We start from the raw sequence: 16522 nt of genomic DNA, 5'->3' as shown, positions 1-16522 counted from the left end.
ACAGTGTTTTAGGGATTAAATGAGTAAATGTGTTTAAGAATTAGAGAAATCATCTAAATGTTTCGGCTGTGTTGCGAAGTTTGAGCGTACACTTGTAGGCATAATTTACCTCTGCAGGCTACAGCTGTAAGCTTAAATCGATGTCGGTCAGTGGTTTAGGCAATAAAAAAGGGTCGCATAATGCGACCCTTTGGGATTGTTACTTGGCTTATATTAGAAGCTGTAGCTGTATTGAAGGCCTGCAAGAATAGCGTCTGCACGAGTAGTTGCAGTTAATTCTCGTCCTAACGGATCGGTTTCCGTAACATCGACATCTTTACCCATTAGGTATGTGAAGCCGAAATCAATAGTGTGATGTCTTTCGAATGCATAGCTTACACCAGCAGAGAACCATTGACGGTCTGAATCTGGTACAGAAATAGACGTTTTTTCGTCTTGCGCTGCCGTGTCGTACATATAACCAGCACGAAGTGTCCAAGCTTCATCTAGGAAATAAGTACCACCAATAGCGTAGTGCCAACCATCTTGCCATTCATAGGTATTAAGAGTTGTGCCGCCAGAAGTGTTTAGCTCATCAAATGCGCTCCAACCGATCCATTGTACTGAGTAGTGAACAGCAAATTTAGTGTTTTCAATCTCATGGTAGCCTGAGAACTCAGCCATGCTTGGTAGTGGCATGAGAAGTTTTTGATCGCTAATATCTTGATCTAGATAGACCATATCGCCTTCAGCTTCAATTTCAGGACTGTAGTGGTAAGAAAAACCAAATCGGTTACGTTCGTCTAGCTCGAATACTGTACCAACATTCCAGCCAAAACCTATACCATCCGCATCCACGTCTAGTCCTTTCTTAGGTACAACACCTGGAATTGCCATTTCAGAACCGGTATCACGGATAAGTTTGCCACTGCCTTGAACAATATCTAAACCAGCGCCAACAGACCATTGTTTATTTATACGGTATGATGCGGTTAGTGCATAGTTAATACTTTTAACTTCAGTGGTACCACCAAATTGTTTCGCTGTTAGGCCAACAGGTGTAGAGCCACCAAAATCATCATCGAAATTGTTAGTTGTACCAAAGTTCGAATAAATACCTGCACCAAATGCCCATTGATCATTTAGACGATGAACGTAATAGATATTAGGAACAGGGGTGCCGCTACCATTACTGGCATCGTCGACAGAGCTACCAGCATACTCAATATCTGAAACTGAAATATCAGTATCAATGTAGTTTACACCGACTGAAAATTCAGATGAGTCAAATAGAGACATTGCTGCAGCGTTACGAGCCATCACAGAAGCGTTATCTGCAATTACAGCATCACCAGCAAAAGCACGACCAAGACCGGTTGCTGATTGTGAGTTAAGTTGAAAACCTGCTGCCATCGCTTGCGAAGACGCCAGTGTGATTGTTACTGCTAAAAGAGACTTTTTAAACAGACGCGTGTTGTTGGTAGTCATTCATTTAATCCTTTATATATCCGCCTCTACAGGGCGATTAATTTGAGCAATTGCTCAATGGTGGCTGATCCTATTCGCAAGTATACGATATACAAATCCGACCATTGGAAAAAATGAGTGTAAAATTATGGAAATGACGCCTATCTGGCACGAAAATGGTGATAAATGCCATTTTTTAGAGTTTTAACTCTAGAGGTATATCTGCGGTGAATGGTTTTGCGGTTTATTGATAAATAAAGCCCAGCAATATCAGTGATATACTTACTGGGCCTTTTGTTACGGGGCTTTGAGAGCAAATTAGCTCATTGGTTTGATCATTTTTGTCAGCTTTTCGGCGATTTTAGAGACATCCTCGCCATCTTCGCCTACAAGGATCAAACTGCTGCCATCGATCGGTGTTACTGAGCCTGACATGCCTTTTTCATCAAAGTCGATAGACTTGTCAGTCGGAATTCCAGTTAAAAACAGAGTGACCTTGCCTTTTTCGCCTTGGAAAACCATGTGCATTGCGTTGGACTTGCCAAAGCCACAATGGTTCAGGTAATAGACGTGGTAAGGGAAGGCTTCATCAAATTGAAATGCAAACGGATTCATCTTGGCATTGATTTGTTGTGAAGTAACATTCTCATCAAGCGCACTCACAAAGCTCTTTTCATCGACAACATGTTTCATTGCCGTATCTGCCAAACTTGCTTGCGCGGGTGAAACGAATGCATTGCCCCAGTTAACTTGGCCAACCAATAAACCAGCAACAAATGCCACCGAGGCAGCCATTGCCATCGCTCGTCTAGCAAACGTAGGTCTTACTACTTTGCTTTCTTCGCTTGAGGTCTGATTGAACAGTATACGATCAGCAAGATCGTCTGGCACATCCACATTCATTGCTGAATGGATCTGTTTATCAAGCGATAGTACATCGTCTAGAAAGTTACTATTGGCTTCGCTGTTTGCTGCTGCATCAATAATATCTTGTGTACGTTGCTTAGGTTCCGACAATACACGACGACGAAATTCCAAATCATCCATTATGTTGCCCCCTCTCTGCCTCTTCTGTATCCAGCATCTCTTTCAACTGATTTCGAGCTCTGAATAAACGTGTCATCACCGTGTTTTTGTTGAGGTCGAGAATATCCGCGATCTCATCACCACTAAAACCACCAATCACTTGTAAGAAGAGGGGTTCACGGTAATCGATTTCAAGTTTCATGATCTGAGCTTGCAACCACAGGTGTTGATGATGTGGGTCATCGCTGACACTTGCATCGTTACCATGATCGTCGATATCAACCAGATCAAACTGTTTGCGTTCAAAACGTCGAGCGTTCTCGCGTCGCAAGATGGTGATCAGCCAAGATTTAGCGGCTTTTTCATCTTGTAAGCTATCGAGTGACTTCCATGCACGAAGGCAAGTCTCTTGTACTAAATCTTCGGCAATGCTTTTGTCTTTACATAGCCAATAAGCGTAGCGAAAGAGGTCACGATGATAGGCACGAACGAGTGCTTCGTACTTTCTTTGTTTGTCCATATCAGAGTTGACCGGACGCTTGGCTGTTTTCTTTCCAAACATTTTTATTATTGACACACGAGCCTCCATAATTGCTCTGCGTATAGCTGTCCTCTATACGTTGTGCTTCGTTTTTATATTCTGTTTCGTTTTTAGGGCTAACGATCGGCAGGAAACCGTAAAATCACATTAAAATTGATCTACTTCAAAATCTAAGGCCTCGAACAAGCTATAGTACACCTTGTCGTCTAGTTAGTCATTCGTGGCTAGCATGTTGAGCAAGACGACACTTCCTTTTGAAGGCTGACTTTACTTTCTCCTAATCAGGAAACTGATTATTTCAATTGGCGTTAAGTTAATTGCTTTATATACATTCCGACCACACAGTTTTGTGTGGTTTTTTTTTGCCTCAAGAAAACCATTCCCTACACAGCGATAACAGTCTTTGCTTACAATAGTTTAGCCTCTTACGACAACCTTTCCCCCAAAAAGGTTCGCCTGAATGCGCAGTTATATTTGCAAACAGTGAGATACTCGTATCACGTTTATTTAAACGCTCGTTTGATTTAATTAACAACTTCTTTACAATGCTTCAGGTCAGACCTCTTAACTTTAAGGAGAAACCATGGGCAAACAGGAAGTCAAAACGCGTTCTGGAGAACGTGTTGCCGTTGTCGCTGGACTACGAACCCCATTCGCTCGTCAGAGTACAGAATTTAGCCAAGTGCCTGCGGTTGACCTAGGCAAAATGGTTGTGAGCGAAATGCTTGCAAGAACAGATGTCGATCCTGCGCTTATCGAACAAGTGGTGTTCGGCCAAGTCGTACAAATGCCAGAAGCACCGAATATTGCACGTGAAATCGTGTTGGGTACGGGCATGGACATCAATACCGATGCCTACAGTGTGACACGAGCATGTGCGACCAGTTTCCAAGCGGCAGTTAACGTGACCGAGAGCATTATGGCTGGCACGATTGATGTTGGTATTGCAGGCGGTGCGGATTCTTCTTCAGTATTGCCTATTGGCGTTTCGAAAAAGTTAGCGGCAAATTTATTAGCGCTGAGTAAAACGAAAACCATGGGTCAGAAGCTGAAGATTCTTAAAACACTTTCAGTCAAAGATCTGATGCCAGTGCCACCGGCCGTCGCAGAATACTCGACCGGTTTATCTATGGGGCAAACGGCTGAGCAGATGGCGAAGACGCATGGTATTACTCGCGAAGCTCAAGATGCGCTTGCTCACCGTTCTCACTCTTTGGCTTCTCAAGCATGGAAAGAAGGCAAGATTAAAGATGAAGTGATGACGGCATTCCCAGCGCCTTATAAAAAGTACCTCGCGGAAGACAACAACGTTCGCCACGACTCAACGGTTGAAGGCTACGCTAAACTGCGCCCGGCATTCGATAGAAAGTACGGCAGTGTAACAGCAGCCAACGCAACACCTCTTACCGATGGCGGTGCTGCGGTGATGTTGATGCGCGAAGGTAAAGCTAAAGAGCTAGGCTTGGAAGTGCTTGGCTATATTCGTGGTTATGCATTCTCAGCGATTGGTGTTGAGACGGATATGTTGATGGGGCCAACCTACGCGACCTCTCAAGTGTTGAAGAACACAGGTCTAGAGTTGTCAGATCTAACACTGATTGAGATGCACGAAGCATTCGCAGCCCAAGTTCTAGCGAACGTCAAAATGTTTGCAAGTGACGAGTTTGCTCAGAAGAATCTTGGCCGTGACAAAGCGATCGGTGAGATTGATATGGAAAAATTCAACGTGCTGGGTAGCTCAATTGCTTACGGGCACCCGTTTGCTGCGACTGGCGCGCGCATGATGACTCAAACACTGCGTGAACTGAAACGTCGTGGTGGCGGCTTGGCACTGAACACAGCGTGTGCGGCTGGTGGTTTAGGTGCAGCAATGATCTTGGAGGTAGAATAATGTCTACGACTCTTGATGCAACAACAGAAAAAGAAACCGTCGCTCAACCAGATTCAACGTCGGCGACTGAATTAACCAAAAAGAAAGCGACAGCATTTACTCTTAATATCGATGAGCAAGATATTGCTTGGTTAGCGATTGATGTGCCAAACGAGAAAATGAACACGCTGCAAGCGGCTTTTGCTGAAGAAATGAAAGCCATCTTCGAGCAGTTAAAAGAAAAGCAAAGCCGAGTTAAAGGCTTAATCGTTCATTCACTAAAGCCAGATAACTTTATCGCTGGTGCTGATGTACGAATGCTTGATGCTTGTAAAACGGCTGACGAAGCACAGTCTCTTGCTCGTCAAGGGCAGGAGATGTTCCAAACACTCTCAGATCTTCCATATCCAGTAGTCGCAGCAATTCACGGTCCATGTTTAGGTGGCGGTTTAGAACTTGCGCTGGCATGTGATTACCGCGTATGTACCGACTCAGATAAGACTCGCCTTGGCTTGCCAGAAGTACAGTTAGGTCTGTTACCAGGCTCTGGTGGTACACAGCGTTTACCTCGCCTTATCGGTTTGCTGCCATCTCTTGACCTTATTCTTACGGGTAAGCAGTTGCGCGCTAAGAAAGCGAAATCGCTCGGTGTTGTCGATGCTTGTGTGCCAGAAACTATCTTGCTTGAAGTCGCTAAGAGCTTTGTTGAAAAGAACTCAGGCGGCAAAAAAGGCAAGCGTCTTGCGTCTAAAAGCCAAGCTTCGACCAAAGAGAAACTTATTTCACGCACGGGTCTTGGGCGTAAGGTTATTTTTGAACAGGCTTCGAAGAAAACCAACCAGAAAACACGCGGTAATTACCCTGCAGCCGATGCGATTCTTGATGTGATTCGTTACGGCCTTGAGAACGGTTTTGATAAAGGCCTTCAGTATGAAGCGAAGCGTTTCTCTGAACTGGTAATGACTTCAGAATCCAAAGCCCTTCGTTCGATTTTCTTTGCCACCACTGAAATGAAAAAAGAGCACGGCGCAGACGCAGAACCCAAAGCGGTTAAGCGTGTTGGTGTGCTGGGCGGTGGCCTTATGGGTGCTGGTATCAGCCATGTTAGCGTTGCCAAAGCGAAAGTGCCTGTTCGCATTAAAGATGTATCCAATGAAGGCGTTCTGAACGCGCTGAACTACAACTTTAAGTTGTTCGATAAGCAGCGTAAGCGTCGCATTCTGACTAAAGCTGGTCTGGAAAGTAAGATGCTTCAGCTTTCTGGTGGTATCGACTTTACGAGCTTTAATCACACTGATGTGGTGATTGAAGCGGTATTTGAAGACCTCGATCTTAAGCAATCAATGGTTGCGGACATTGAAGCCAATGCAAAGCCAGAGACTATCTTTGCGACCAACACGTCTTCACTGCCAATCCATAAGATTGCGGAGAAGGCGCAGCGACCAGAAAACGTTGTCGGTCTTCACTACTTCAGCCCGGCAGAAAAAATGCCGTTAGTTGAAGTTATTCCTCATGAAACTACGTCAGAAGAGACGATTTCGACGGTTGTAGCATTAGCGAAGAAGCAAGGCAAAACGCCGATTGTTGTTAAAGACACGGCTGGTTTCTACGTGAACCGTATTCTTGCTCCGTACATGAATGAAGCGGCGCATCTGTTACTGGCAAATGAGCCGATTGAAAAGCTCGACAGCACGTTATTGGACTTCGGCTTCCCGGTTGGCCCAATTACTTTGTTAGACGAGGTGGGTGTTGATATCGGCGCGAAGATTATTCCAATTTTAGTGAATGAGCTAGGCGACCGTTTCCAAGGCCCTGATGTGTTCGATATTCTTTTGAATGACAACCGTAAAGGCCGTAAGAGTGGCAAAGGTTTCTACACTTACAAAGGTAAGAAGAAAGAAGTCGATAAGTCAGTTTACAAGCTGCTTAAGCTGCAACCAGATCCTAAGTTGAGCGATAACGATATCGCGATGCGCTGTGTGTTACCTATGCTAAACGAAGCAGTTCGTTGTTTGGATGACGGTATTATCCGCAGTCCACGTGATGGCGATATTGGTGCTATTTTCGGTATCGGTTTCCCTCCATTCTTAGGAGGTCCGTTCCGATACATGGATCAAATTGGTATTAAGTCATTGGTCGAAATGATGAACGACTTCGCTAAGAAGTACGGTGATCGTTTTGCGCCATGCGATGGCCTACTGACACGTGCTGGTTTGGATGAGTCTTTTTATAAGTAACTCTCTCTACAAGTAACGTTATAGCACATTGATTATCAAGCCCGTATCAAGCAATTGATGCGGGCTTTTTTGTTTTATGAGCGAGTGTTAAAGGTATGAGATTCCCGACTCAGTCATTCTTCCTTCTCGGGAATGACGTGGGAGAGTGATGTGTTCTGTCTGGTAGCGTTGCTTGGTGTGGGAGGTTCCCGACTCAGTCGTTCCTCTTTCTCGGGAATGACGAGGAGAGGGATGTGTTTTGCCTGATATTATCGGTGTGTCGGAAGATTCCCAACTCGGTCGTTCCTCCCTCTTGGGAGTGACGAAAGAGAGGTTGAAAGTAAGCTATTAGTGTTAATAGGGGATTGTGGTTAATGCATTGCAATCGAAAATACCGTCATCTCCTAAAGCGACGAAGGAGCGTAATAGGAGATCTGATTTTGTGCTTCATCCAAGAAAAAAGGTTGATGCTTTCACATCAACCTTATGATTTTCATTCCAGCTTTATCAGCCAAGCTCACAGTCTTTAGGGCGTAACTGAAACTCATCAATTGAGCCAATCTCCACACCTGCCGACAACTTATCTTCCTCATTATGAGCATTACCGTGCGCATGCATAATCAGGCGATTTGCCGTGCGAGGTTTAAGTTGGCTGACCACAAAACGCATCATGTCTGAGCGTGTTAGACCTTTGAGGTCTTCTAAGACACGCTCTCTCTGATTGAATTCCAAGTCCTTATTGCCTATCGCAACCCATAAACGTTGAGCGCGACCGCGCAAGGTGGTATCTGGCGTTGAAATCTGATTCCAGAGGCCGCGTTTACTGCTGTGCCATTGATAGTCGTTAAGCTCCAGCAGCACCATGTAAAAGGCATTGAGGAATTCATCTATCGAGGCTAACAAGTCTGCTGGGCCAGCATTCGGTGATTGCACATATAACACAATACCTGGGTGTCGGTTCAACGGCATATTACCAGTACCGACCATATAGCCTAGCTGCTGCTTGGTACGAATCTCATGGAAGAAGGTGGCTGACATCAAATGGTTCGCCAATGAATACAGCGCAATATTTTTAGGTGAAATATCAGCACATTGGTAGTAAACCACGATGGCTGAATCATCTTGATTACATACGACTTCGCGTTGGAAGCTACCATTTTCACCCAACATGATTAATGGGCGTAGTGACTCTTCGTAAGCTTGGTCTTGAACACGTAATGCATCTTTTAGCGTTTCAGCCATATTGTGTGCATCGGCTTTTTTCCAATCACCATACACAAACATTTCGACATGCAGTTCTGCCAAAATCGCTTGAACAAAAGAAGAGAGTTCATCGACCTCAATCGTTTCCAATGCTTCAATTAATACGGAATAAGGCGGGTTATTTGGCTGAAGTACTCCGGTCATCGCATTAAACAGCTGCGAAATAGGACGATCTTGCGACGCGTTATTCCAGTTTCTGAGCAATTGATGCTTAATAGTTTCAAAGCGTGTTGGACTAAAGTCGCGTGCTTGGAAGCGCTCAAGGATCATATTGAGCAGCTGTGGTTGCTTTTCGCTGAATCCCGAAAGCGTGAGTGTTACACCGCCCTGATGGGTATACATGTTGTAGCCCATACCCGCAATCTCAGCCTGATACGTATCTTTTTCAAGCGAGTCCAAGAACATCTCTACACACAAGCGTGTTTTAACGATGTTTCTCGGGGTGGCGACTGAATGTGGGCTGTCGATAGCGATATACACCACACCTTTAGGTACTCGAAATTGATGGTCTTGGAGGTGCCATAACTTAAAGCCATCCAGCTCTTCTAACAGTTGTGGGTGCTTAGCATCACCTTCGAGTTCAGCAGGGTCTAAGTCGTAGCAAATAAATGGGTTTTTACTGGGCAGCTCAAACATCCAGCCGGGGTTGATGCACGTAAAGCATTGGGTCTGCTCTGAGCTAAAAGGCGTAACGGAGTAGGGCGTAAAATACCACTTCGCTTCTCTATCATACTCGAAGCCTTGAGCTACGATGGTGACCCGCATGTTGTCGACAGATAAGTAGGGAAGCAAAGAGCGTTGTAACTCTTCGTCAAAGTGCGACATCTTATAATCGCCATACACTACATCTTGCTCTTGATAGTGCTGCATGTTGATAACAAGATGACTGACGACATCGAGCGGTCTGGAGGGCTCTTGAAAGCGGAAAGCGGACTCTAAAACGGCGCGTTTTTCAAGATAACGCCACTCTTCGATGCCTTGTTGTTCAATGAGTTTGATGTACTGAAATATTGCTTGAACGACGTTATTGGTTTTGGTTAAGCCTTCGATGGTCATTGAGCAACTGATCGTGAAGTCACGATAGTTACTGCCACTTGCGCCGCCACCTGCCGAGAGGGAAGTAATCCAACCTTTCTCTTTCAGCTGCATCATCAAACTGCCTTCGCCTTCGTAACCGATAAGGTGTGCAAAGAATGATAATGGCTTAATCCCATAGTGCTCGTCCATGCTGGGCATTGGGAAGGTTAAGATAAGTTTTCGTACTTCTTTTATCGGTTTAACGTGTACTTGTACACCCGTGCTTAATTCGCCAACAATCGGAACTGCAACCTTTTTACCTTGTAGTTTGTGATTGGTAATCGAGCTAAAACGCTCCTCAACCCAACTTTGCATTTCGTCTAATGATTGATTGCCAGACAGTGTCAGCGTCATTAGATCGGCTGAATATTGTTGCTGGTGGAAAGCCAAGATCTCTTGTCGAATCGTTTCACCGTTTCTGTCACCTAACGTCTCGATATTACCGACAGAAAACTTCGAGAATGGGTGATTGTGATTCACCAGTTCTTTGGTAACTTGGTACAAGCGTCGCGAGTCGTCGTTGAGTTTCATCTTGTATTCGGAATCAACGGCTTGGCGTTCTTTATCTAGTGCTTCTTCGTTAAAAAGTGGTGCTGTGAAAAATTGGCTGAAGCGATCGAGCGCGGTTTCAAAGGCATTCAATTCAACATCAAAAAAGAAGCAGGTGTGTTCGGTTCCGGTCCAAGCATTGTTGCTACCGCCATGTTGGCTGATAAAACTTTGGAACTCTCCGACCTTTGGATACTTTTCAGTTCCCAAAAATAGCATATGCTCTAAGTAGTGCGCTAAACCCTCTCGGTCGGTAGGGTCATCAAAATGCCCGACATTAACGGCGAGTGCGGCTGCAGCTTTTTGAGCGTTCTGATCGTGAACTAACAGTACTCGCAATCCGTTATCCAAGGTTACGTAACGGTATTGATGTTCATCATTAGGGCTTAAATGCACAGAAGCATCTCCAGAGAAGGTGGTTTTTAAATTATGTACGCGATGATTTGAGGTGCAAACCTTGCGATCACATTTTGGGATATGAAGAGCTTTTTGGCGACTTCTAAATCATTTTTATCGATTTTTATCAGTGATTTATTTTCTTTTAATAAGATTGTTAAGAAAGTCGAACTCTTTAGCAAGTGACTTGATATAATTATTTATATAGACTGCGGTTTCTCTAGTTTGAGAGCCAAACGCTAAGTAGCGTATCGCTGATATGGGATATATCGATTTTCGAAATGTTACGTAGACAGGACTGAACATGAAAATATTCATAATGCGCCACGGTGAAGCAGAACATTTTGCGGACTCGGATGCAGAACGAGCGTTAACCAAGCGCGGGAAAATGGCATCTCTTGCAGTGGCTCAAGCTGCAAATGAGCAGGGGATTAGTCAATTCGATAAAGTGCTTGTGAGCCCATATTTAAGGGCACAAGAAACGTGGTTAGAAATCTCTCAGGCGTTTTCTGGAAAGAAAGTAGAAACCTGTGATGATATTACGCCTTATGGAATGTCCGACGACGTGTTTGATTTGACCGTAGCAATGGCAGAAGTAGAAAAACTAGAGACCATTTTATTTGTTTCTCATTTACCTCTAGTGGGCTACTTAACAGCAGAATTTGCAACGGGCATGGCGCCACCTATGTTTCCGACGTCAGGTTTGGCTTGCATTGAATTCGACCTTGAGACACAAAAAGGCGAGTTGCTTTGGAACATCAATCCATAGTCGAGGTTTTATCTAACCTGTAGGCTGAAAGATAACAAAGAAAAGGGCACCTCAATGATTTGAGGTGCCCTTTTCTGTTTTTGACGTTGGGGGAAATAGAGAGTCGGAGTTATTTGTCTGGAATAGCAAGCAAAACCAACAACGCACCGTTACCACCGAACTCTAAAGGTGCTTGGTGAAAGGCCATCACGTCAGGGTGCTGCGCTAACCACAAAGGCACCTTCTGTTTAAGGATGTGTTTACCGATACCGTGCTGAACACAGGCACACGCCACGCTCTCTTTCACGCAGTGCGCAATCATGGCACCTAACTCGCGTTTCGCTTCTTGTTGAGTCATACCGTGCATATCAAGATACACATCAGGTACGTAGACACCACGACGTAAGCGCTTCACCTCATACTTAGAGACATCATCACGCGCATAACGTGTTGGGCCTTCTTCGCTAAGATGCGGAATGAACTCATCCGAGAAATAAAACTCGCTATCACTGGCTTGTCTTGCCGTTCGAGTAATTTCTTTTTGCTTGGCATTTCTTTTTGGCTGCTGGACTATGGTATCCTGTTGCAACTTTTTAACGCCCTTTACTGCATCGTTGAATAGGGCGAAATCGTCATCGAAGTCGGTGTCTTTTTTGCTCATCAGGTTATGAATTCTAATTAGAAACGTAATTAGCAGTATTGTAGCGCTTTTCGGAGACAATTTTGGATAAGATTTTTGTAGAAGAAGCGGTATCAGAACTACACACGCTTCAAGATGTGATTCGTTGGACTGTTAGTCGCTTTAACGCAGCGGGCCTTTTTTATGGTCACGGCACTGATAACGCGTGGGATGAGGCGGTACAACTTATTTTACCTACTCTTTATCTGCCGATTGATGTTCCTTCGCATGTTATGAACTCTCGTTTAACGAGCAGCGAACGTCTGCGTATTGTTGAGCGCGTAATCAAGCGTATCAATGATCGTACACCAACGGCTTACCTAACCAACAAAGCTTGGTTCTGTGGTCTAGAGTTCTTCGTTGATGAACGCGTTCTTGTGCCTCGTTCGCCAATTGGTGAGCTGATCGAAGCTCAATTCCAACCTTGGTTAACTGAAGAGCCAACACGCATCATGGACCTTTGTACGGGTAGTGGCTGTATTGCTATTGCTTGTGCTCATGCATTCCCTGACGCTGAAGTAGACGCGATTGATATCTCTACTGACGCATTGCAAGTTGCTGAGCAGAACGTTCAAGATCACGGCATGGAGCAGCAAGTGTTCCCAATCCGTTCAGATCTTTTCCGTGATTTGCCAAAAGAGAAATACAACCTGATCGTATCGAATCCACCTTACGTGGACGAAGAAGATATGAACAGCTTGCCAGAAGAGTTTACTCATGAACCAGAACTTGGCCTAGCGGCAGGTACTGATGGACTGAAGCTGGTTCGTCGTATCTTAGCTAACGCGCCAAACTACTTAACGGATGATGGTATTCTGATCTGTGAAGTGGGCAACTCAATGGTTCACATGATGGATCAGTACCCAGAGATTCCATTCACTTGGATTGAATTCTCTAATGGTGGTCATGGCGTATTTATGATCACTCGTGAGCAGCTAGTGGCTTGCGCAGATGAGTTCTCTCTCTACAAAGACTAAGTTTTTTATAGACTAAGGTTTGTATAGACTAAGCTTTGTATCGAAAAAGCTTCTTTGATTAGATTCGGGTTACCTTCGTTATTAAAGAAACCCTATCTGTATTAATTTAAACGCCATGCAGCAGTGCATGGCGTTTTTTATTGCCTAAATTTTGGATATCGTACTTAGCGTTGAGGATTTGTTGCATATTATTTAGTTGCTTAATGTGAATAACTATCACATATTGATGGTCAATGTTTAGTCGTTTTAGTGAGTTAAGGAGAATTCGCGATGAGCTTTGATACATGGATTTATTATTTATTAGCGGTGCTGATTTTGACAGCTTCGCCCGGGCCAAGCTCTTTATTATGCATGACCAAAGGTGTGCAATCTGGCTTTAAATTATCGATATTTACCGCGCTGGGTAGCTTAACTGCGATTACTGGAATTCTAACGTTATCGTTTACCGGGCTAGGTGTGATTATCGCTTCGTCTGAGGTGGTGTTTAACGTCATTAAATGGACAGGAGCCGCTTACCTAATCTACCTTGGCTGGAAGTCTCTACGTTCTAGTCAGCAAGATTACGACAACCTATCCAATCAACAATCCGATTCTAAATCGGTTAAAGAAAGTGCTGTGCAGCATTACCTCAGTGGCTTTATTGTTGGCGCGAGCAATCCCAAAGCTATTCTATTTTTTACCGCACTTTTCCCACAATTTATTGACCCATCGATCGCTCTGGTTCCACAGTTCACCGTGTTTGCTTTGACCTTCACCGTGATGGAATTATCTTGGCTAATGGTGTATGCCTACTTGGGCGCGAAGTCGTCAAATTGGTTGTTTGCTAAAGGCCGAGCCAAGGTATTCAATCGTGTCACTGGAGGTGTCTTTATTGGGGCTGGCGCACTGCTTTCGACGACCAGTCGAGCATAGCTTTCGATTTATCAAATTGTTGAATAGTTACAGAAGTTTCTTGGTGTTGTCATAAAAGGTTAATATTAATGTGCTTGCTGATATCAGCATAAAGTCGATATATTGGTGTTACACCATCACGTTCTCGAGGAGAGACATATGCAGCATCAAGAAATGATTCAACACAGTAATTTCGGCGTTATCAGTCGCACTTGGATTTTCTCTACCCTTTCTCTAATGGGTATTCTTGCTCTAATGTAGTCAGTTTTATGGCTCAATATTTTCAGTTTTTATTATGAATACACTTGTTAAAAAGTCTTCAAAGTCAGAACTCTTACTCTCGTGAATGTGGCTCTTCTCATCAGTCTAGCCACTTAGCTTTTCCTCTTCGTAAAACAGCTAATCAATCTTCTCTCATAAGCTCATCGCGTAACCTCATCTGAAGTTGTTATCAAACTGTGATAATCTTAAATCATCTTTTATCTACAGTGTGCCTCTCATGTCTGTCTGGGATTCTATTTCATTTAACAATCGATTTACCGCATTACCTCGACTGTTCTATACCCCAATTCAACCTACACCGCTCAGCAATGTCCAATGGCTCGCATGGAACCATAATCTTGCGAATGAACTTGGCTTTCCGTCATTTGAAAACGCTTCCGAGGAATTGCTTGAGACGTTATCTGGCAATGTTGAACCTGAGCAGTTTTCGCCAGTCGCAATGAAATACGCAGGTCACCAGTTTGGCTCTTATAACCCGGACTTAGGTGATGGTAGAGGGCTGTTATTAGCTCAAGTTGTGGCGAAAAGTGGCGAAACGTTCGACTTACACCTAAAAGGTGCAGGCAAAACACCTTATTCACGTATGGGCGATGGTCGTGCAGTTATTCGCTCAACGGTTCGTGAGTATCTATGTAGCGAAGCGATGGCGGGTCTTAATATCCCAACCACACGTGCGTTGGCGATGATGACCAGCGATACGCCGGTTTATCGTGAGAAGCAAGAGTGGGGCGCATTGTTGGTGCGTGCTGCTGAGTCACATATTCGTTTCGGTCACTTTGAACACCTGTTTTATACCAATCAGTTGGCAGAACATAAATTATTGGCCGACAAAGTCATCGAATGGCACTTCCCAGAATGCCTCGATGAAGATAAACCCTACGCAGCCATGTTTAATGAGATTGTTGATCGCACTGCGGAAATGGTCGCGCTGTGGCAAGCGAATGGTTTTGCTCACGGAGTCATGAATACCGATAACATGTCGATCATCGGGCAAACTTTCGATTATGGCCCATTCGCGTTCCTTGATGAATATGACCCAAGATTGATCTGTAATCACTCGGATTACCAAGGTCGTTATGCTTTCAATCAACAGCCTAGAATTGGATTGTGGAACCTATCGGCACTGGCTCACTCACTTTCGCCGCTGGTGGATAAAGCCGATCTTGAGGCTGCACTCGAACAATATGAACCACAAATGAATGGTTATTTCAGTCAGATGATGCGTCGTAAGTTGGGGCTGCTTTCGAAACAAGAAGGTGACAGTCGTTTGTTTGAATCTATGTTTGAGTTGATGTCGCAAAACAAAGTCGACTACCCAAGATTCTTTAGAACGCTGTCGAACTTGGATACCTTGCCGCCACAGGAAGTGATTGATTTGATTATCGACCGCGAGGCAGCAAAGCTATGGATGGATAACTACTTACAACGCTGCGAATTAGAAGACAGTTCAGTGGCAGAGCGCTGTGAAAAGATGAGACAGGTGAACCCTAAATACATCCTCAGAAATTACCTAGCTCAGCTTGCGATAGATAAAGCCGAGCGTGGTGATAGTAGTGATATTGATGCGTTAATGGTGGTGTTGGCAGACCCTTATGCGGAACATCCTGACTACGAACACCTTGCCGCGCTGCCGCCTGAGTGGGGCAAAGCCATGGAAATCAGCTGCTCCTCTTAACCTTCGATGATTCTTTGAGTCGCTAAGTACAGATAGAGGTCACTAAGTTGTGATCTTTATCTGTTCGTTCTTCTAACTTTACAAACATGTCAATAATCAAATAATCGGCCAGCCTATACACTATGTGAATAAGTTGTAAATTTAATAGGTTTGGGCGATGCCAACAAATACTCGAATTCTCGTGGTGGATGATGATCAAGAAATCCGCGAGCTGCTGGAAGAGTACCTCACAAAATCGGGTTTCGATGTCTCTTCTGTTGGAGACGGTGTTGAATTAGAAACCCACCTGCAAAGCCAAGGTTATCCAGACCTGATTCTGCTCGATGTTATGCTCCCCGGTGACGATGGTTTTACCTTGTGTCAGCGAGTTCGAAAGCAATCCAATGTGCCAATCATCATGCTGACAGCGGTATCGGATGAAACCGATCAAATTATTGGTTTAGAAATTGGTGCCGATGATTACATTGCGAAGCCATTTAGTCCGCGCCAATTAATGGCTCGTATCAAAGCACTACTACGCCGTGTTCAAGTGGTGGATGACAAGCCAAGTGATGCACTGCCAAAGCAGATTATTTTTGGTGATTGGACGCTCGATACGCTCGCGCATCGAATCTCCCACAATGAAAATTCAGAAGAAATGGACTTGTCAGGCAGCGACTTTTCTTTGTTGATGTTGTTCTTAACTCGTCCTAATGAAGTTCTCGATCGTGACACCATCTCTTTCGCCACCAGAGGCCGCGAAGCGCTGCCTTTTGAACGTGGTATTGATGTGCAGCTTAGTCGCCTGAGAAGTCGGCTGGGCGACAGTGGTAAATACCCTCACTACATCAAAACCATGCGTGGCAATGGCTACATTCTTGCTGTGCCGGTTCAGTATGAACACTAA

At 44.5% G+C, this 16522-nt stretch carries 12 protein-coding genes; 7 read left to right on the top strand and 5 right to left on the bottom strand.

Features of this window, described 5'->3' with window-relative positions; genetic code table 11:
- Positions 1 to 213 precede the first annotated feature (213 nt).
- From L3V36_RS12310 to L3V36_RS12300, 3 genes are all read right to left on the bottom strand, one after another.
- Positions 214 to 1467, bottom strand: a complete 1254-nt coding sequence (locus tag L3V36_RS12310; protein ID WP_017104858.1) for an OmpP1/FadL family transporter — start codon at positions 1465 to 1467, stop codon at positions 214 to 216.
- 297 nt (positions 1468 to 1764) lie between these two features.
- On the bottom strand, positions 1765 to 2493 hold the full coding sequence (locus tag L3V36_RS12305; protein ID WP_061024966.1) for a DUF3379 domain-containing protein: 729 nt from the start codon (positions 2491 to 2493) through the stop codon (positions 1765 to 1767).
- The gene (locus L3V36_RS12300) at positions 2486 to 3034 is read right to left on the bottom strand and encodes a sigma-70 family RNA polymerase sigma factor (RefSeq protein WP_004736042.1); all 549 of its coding nucleotides are present in this window, start codon (positions 3032 to 3034) and stop codon (positions 2486 to 2488) included. Before L3V36_RS12300 ends, L3V36_RS12305 begins: the two co-directional genes overlap by 8 nt.
- 562 nt (positions 3035 to 3596) lie before the next feature.
- On the opposite strand from L3V36_RS12300, the gene fadI reads away from it, so the two are divergent.
- Both fadI and fadJ read left to right on the top strand, forming a co-directional pair.
- Entirely contained in the window at positions 3597 to 4904 is a 1308-nt protein-coding gene (gene fadI, locus L3V36_RS12295) for an acetyl-CoA C-acyltransferase FadI (protein ID WP_017076797.1), read from the top strand.
- Complete coding sequence (gene fadJ, locus L3V36_RS12290; RefSeq protein WP_017076796.1) at positions 4904 to 7120, top strand: fatty acid oxidation complex subunit alpha FadJ; 2217 nt, start codon at positions 4904 to 4906, stop codon at positions 7118 to 7120. The genes fadI and fadJ overlap by 1 nt, the downstream gene beginning before the upstream one ends.
- Positions 7121 to 7606: 486 nt before the next feature.
- On the opposite strand, the gene L3V36_RS12285 is transcribed toward fadJ, so the two are convergent.
- Complete coding sequence (locus L3V36_RS12285; RefSeq protein WP_208775070.1) at positions 7607 to 10384, bottom strand: insulinase family protein; 2778 nt, start codon at positions 10382 to 10384, stop codon at positions 7607 to 7609.
- A 304-nt stretch (positions 10385 to 10688) separates the two neighbouring features.
- Here L3V36_RS12285 and sixA point away from each other — a divergent pair, with 304 nt between their 5' ends.
- Positions 10689 to 11153 (top strand): phosphohistidine phosphatase SixA, encoded by a 465-nt coding sequence (gene sixA, locus L3V36_RS12280; RefSeq protein ID WP_017076794.1) that lies wholly within the window; start codon positions 10689 to 10691, stop codon positions 11151 to 11153.
- 109 nt (positions 11154 to 11262) lie between these two features.
- On the opposite strand, the gene smrB is transcribed toward sixA, so the two are convergent.
- The gene (smrB, locus tag L3V36_RS12275) at positions 11263 to 11793 is read right to left on the bottom strand and encodes an endonuclease SmrB (protein WP_004736048.1); all 531 of its coding nucleotides are present in this window, start codon (positions 11791 to 11793) and stop codon (positions 11263 to 11265) included.
- Between the two features lie 62 nt (positions 11794 to 11855).
- On the opposite strand from smrB, the gene prmB reads away from it, so the two are divergent.
- The 4 genes from prmB (at position 11856) to L3V36_RS12255 (ending at position 16522) form a co-directional block, all read left to right on the top strand.
- A complete protein-coding gene (gene prmB, locus L3V36_RS12270; protein WP_017076792.1) occupies positions 11856 to 12788 on the top strand; it encodes a 50S ribosomal protein L3 N(5)-glutamine methyltransferase in 933 nt (310 codons plus the stop codon).
- 270 nt (positions 12789 to 13058) lie between these two features.
- Positions 13059 to 13700, top strand: coding sequence for a LysE family translocator (locus tag L3V36_RS12265; RefSeq protein WP_208775069.1), 642 nt, complete (start codon positions 13059 to 13061; stop codon positions 13698 to 13700).
- A gap of 478 nt (positions 13701 to 14178) precedes the next feature.
- Positions 14179 to 15636 carry a protein adenylyltransferase SelO gene (locus tag L3V36_RS12260; protein ID WP_102455753.1) on the top strand — a complete coding sequence of 486 codons (1458 nt, stop codon included), beginning with the start codon at positions 14179 to 14181 and terminating at the stop codon, positions 15634 to 15636.
- Positions 15637 to 15793: 157 nt separating this feature from the next.
- Positions 15794 to 16522, top strand: a complete 729-nt coding sequence (locus L3V36_RS12255) for a response regulator transcription factor (protein ID WP_017076788.1) — start codon at positions 15794 to 15796, stop codon at positions 16520 to 16522.

It is taken from the genome of Vibrio sp. G-C-1, assembly GCF_021728015.1.
GTDB classification, from domain to species: Bacteria; Pseudomonadota; Gammaproteobacteria; order Enterobacterales; family Vibrionaceae; genus Vibrio; species Vibrio splendidus.
Note: the sequence above shows the minus strand (reverse complement) of the source record. Positions and strands in the feature narration are given on the sequence as shown.